Source organism: Ruegeria sp. YTSA064 (assembly GCF_059610325.1).
In genome coordinates, this window is the sequence record NZ_JBXWNK010000029.1 from 1 (window position 1) to 2,984 (window position 2,984).

Annotated in this window: 3 protein-coding genes; all 3 read left to right on the forward strand. The window is 59.5% G+C overall.

Features of this window, described 5'->3' with window-relative positions; translation table 11 throughout:
• Window positions 1–4 precede the first annotated feature (4 nt).
• Window positions 5–1,681: a formate--tetrahydrofolate ligase gene (locus tag AC2FI7_RS22730; protein WP_029622158.1), complete on the forward strand. Its 1,677-nt coding sequence runs from the start codon at window positions 5–7 to the stop codon at window positions 1,679–1,681.
• A gap of 57 nt (window positions 1,682–1,738) precedes the next feature.
• A complete protein-coding gene (locus AC2FI7_RS22735; RefSeq protein WP_010442824.1) occupies window positions 1,739–2,044 on the forward strand; it encodes a chorismate mutase in 306 nt (101 codons plus the stop codon).
• Window positions 2,045–2,097: 53 nt separating this feature from the next.
• A partial coding sequence (folD, locus tag AC2FI7_RS22740; protein ID WP_170474711.1) for a bifunctional methylenetetrahydrofolate dehydrogenase/methenyltetrahydrofolate cyclohydrolase FolD occupies window positions 2,098–2,984 on the forward strand: 887 nt, incomplete at its 3' end.

The following is a 2,984-nucleotide window of genomic DNA, read 5'->3' on the forward strand; positions in this document are numbered from 1 at the left end:
CCCAATGAGCTATAAATCCGATATTGAGATTGCCCGTGAGGCAAACAAGAAGCCGATTCAGGAGATCGGTGCCAAGCTGGGCATTTCCAGTGATGATCTGCTGCCCTACGGCCACGACAAGGCGAAAGTCAGTCAGGATTTCATCAATTCGGTTCAGGACCGCGAAGATGGCAAGCTGATCCTGGTCACGGCGATCAACCCGACCCCTGCGGGTGAAGGCAAGACGACCACTACAGTTGGTCTGGGCGATGGCCTGAACCGCATCGGCAAGAACGCGATGATCTGTATCCGTGAAGCCTCGCTTGGCCCGAACTTTGGCATGAAGGGCGGTGCCGCAGGTGGCGGTTACGCGCAGGTTGTTCCGATGGAAGAGATGAACCTGCACTTCACCGGTGACTTCCACGCGATTACTTCGGCCCACTCGCTGCTGTCGGCAATGATCGACAACCACATCTATTGGGGCAACGAGTGCGAGATCGACACCCGCCGCGTCGCATGGCGCCGTGTGGTCGACATGAATGACCGCGCTCTGCGCCAGATCACGGCGTCTCTGGGCGGCGTGTCGAACGGCTTCCCGCGCGAAGCTGGCTTTGACATTACCGTGGCTTCAGAAGTCATGGCGATCCTGTGTCTGGCAAACGACCTGAAGGATCTGGAAAAGCGTCTGGGCGACATCATCGTAGCTTACCGCCGTGACAAGACCCCGGTTTACTGCCGCGACATCAAGGCCGAAGGCGCAATGACCGTGCTGCTGAAAGACGCGATGCAGCCGAACCTGGTGCAGACGCTGGAAAACAACCCGGCCTTTGTTCACGGTGGGCCGTTCGCAAACATCGCGCATGGCTGTAACTCGGTCATCGCCACCAAGACCGCTCTGAAAGTGGCTGACTATGTCGTTACTGAAGCGGGCTTTGGTGCTGACCTGGGTGCCGAGAAGTTCATGAACATCAAGTGCCGCAAGGCGGGCATTGCTCCGTCGGCTGTTGTTCTGGTCGCCACCGTGCGCGCAATGAAGATGAACGGCGGCGTTGCCAAGGCCGATCTGGGTGCGGAAAACGTTGACGCTGTGAAATCGGGCTGTGCCAACCTCGGCCGTCACATCGAAAACGTGAAATCCTTCGGTGTGCCGGTTGTTGTCGCCATCAACCACTTTGTCACTGACACCGATGCGGAAGTACAGGCGGTCAGCGACTATTGCGGCGAACATGGCGTCGAGGCGGTTTTGTCGCGCCACTGGGAGCTGGGCTCGGAAGGCTCTGCGCCGCTGGCCGAGAAGGTTGTCGAGATCGTCGAAGGCGGCAGCGCCAACTTCGCGCCGATCTACCCTGACGACATGCCACTGTTCGAGAAGATCGAAACCATCGCCAAGCGTATCTATCGCGCGGATGAGGTTCTGGCCGACAACAAGATCCGTAACCAGCTGAAAGAATGGGAAGAGGCAGGCTATGGCAATCTGCCGGTCTGCATGGCGAAAACCCAGTATTCGTTCTCGACCGACCCGACCCTGCGCGGCGCGCCCACCGGCCACTCGGTTCCGGTGCGTGAGGTCCGCCTGTCCGCCGGTGCCGGTTTCATCGTGGTTGTCTGTGGTGAGATCATGACCATGCCCGGTCTGCCCCGCAAGCCGGCCGCGGAAACCATCTGCCTTAACGACGCAGGTGAGATCGAGGGCTTGTTCTAAGCCGCCGAATAAGACATCTCGTGGTCCGGGGAATTCCCGGGCCATGAGGAGACAAACATGCCCACTCTGACACCTCCAAAAGACTGCCACTCAATGCGGGAGTTGCGGGTTCAGATCGACAAGCTGGATCGGCAGCTGATCGAGATGTTGGTGGCGCGTGCAGGTTACATCGACCGCGCATCCGCGCTGAAGCCGGGCGAGGGCTTGCCTGCACGTATTCCGGAGCGTGTCGAGGATGTGGTGCAAAAAGTGCGTATGAATTCGGACGAGCTGGGTATGGATCCTGACCTTGCCGAAAAACTATGGCGCACCTTGATTGATTGGTCGATTGCGCGCGAAGAACGCGTGCTCGGCCCCGACTGAATGACCGGGCGCTTTGTGCGCCCGATCCGTTTTTTGAAAGAAGGGATCAAAGGATGGTAGCTCAAGTCATCGACGGTAAGGCCTTTGCCGCCAAAGTGCGCGCGCAGGTGGCTGACCAGGTTGCGAAACTGAAGGAAGAAAACGGCATCACACCGGGTCTGGCGGTGGTTCTGGTGGGCGAGGATCCGGCCAGTCAGGTCTATGTCCGCTCGAAGGGAAAAATGACCGTTGAAGTCGGTATGAACTCATACGAGCACAAGCTGGATGCAGACACCTCCGAAGAAGACCTTCTGGCGCTGATCGACAAGCTGAACAACGATCCTGCCGTACACGGTATTCTGGTGCAGCTGCCGCTGCCCAAGCACCTGAACGAAGACCTGGTGATCAACTCGATTGATCCGGCGAAAGATGTAGATGGGTTCCATATCTCGAATGTCGGCCTGCTGGGTACGGGCCAGAAATCGATGGTGCCCTGCACGCCGCTGGGCTGCCTGATGATGCTGCGCGACCACCATGGCTCTCTATCGGGCATGGATGCTGTTGTAATTGGCCGCTCGAATATTGTGGGCAAGCCGATGGCGCAGCTGCTGCTGGGCGACAGCTGCACCGTGACCATCGCGCATAGCCGCACCAAGGACCTGCCCGACGTGGTACGCCGCGCCGACATCGTCGTCGCCGCCGTAGGCCGCCCCGAGATGGTGCCGGGTGACTGGATCAAGGAAGGCGCGACCGTAATCGACGTGGGCATCAACCGGATCGAACGTGACGGCAAGAACAAGCTGGTCGGCGATGTGGACTATGCCAGCGCGGCTGAGCGCGCAGGTGCAATCACTCCGGTACCCGGTGGCGTAGGCCCGATGACGATCGCCTGCCTGCTGGCCAATACGCTGACCGCCGCGTGCCGGGCGAATGGCCTGCCAGAACCCGAAGGCCTGACAGC

Excerpts from the sequence above, each read along its gene's own strand:
- AC2FI7_RS22730 (WP_029622158.1), top strand. The coding sequence starts at position 5 with ATGAGCTATAAATCCGATATTGAGATTGCCCGTGAGGCAAACAAGAAG.
- AC2FI7_RS22735 (WP_010442824.1), top strand. The coding sequence starts at position 1,739 with ATGCCCACTCTGACACCTCCAAAAGACTGCCACTCAATGCGGGAGTTG.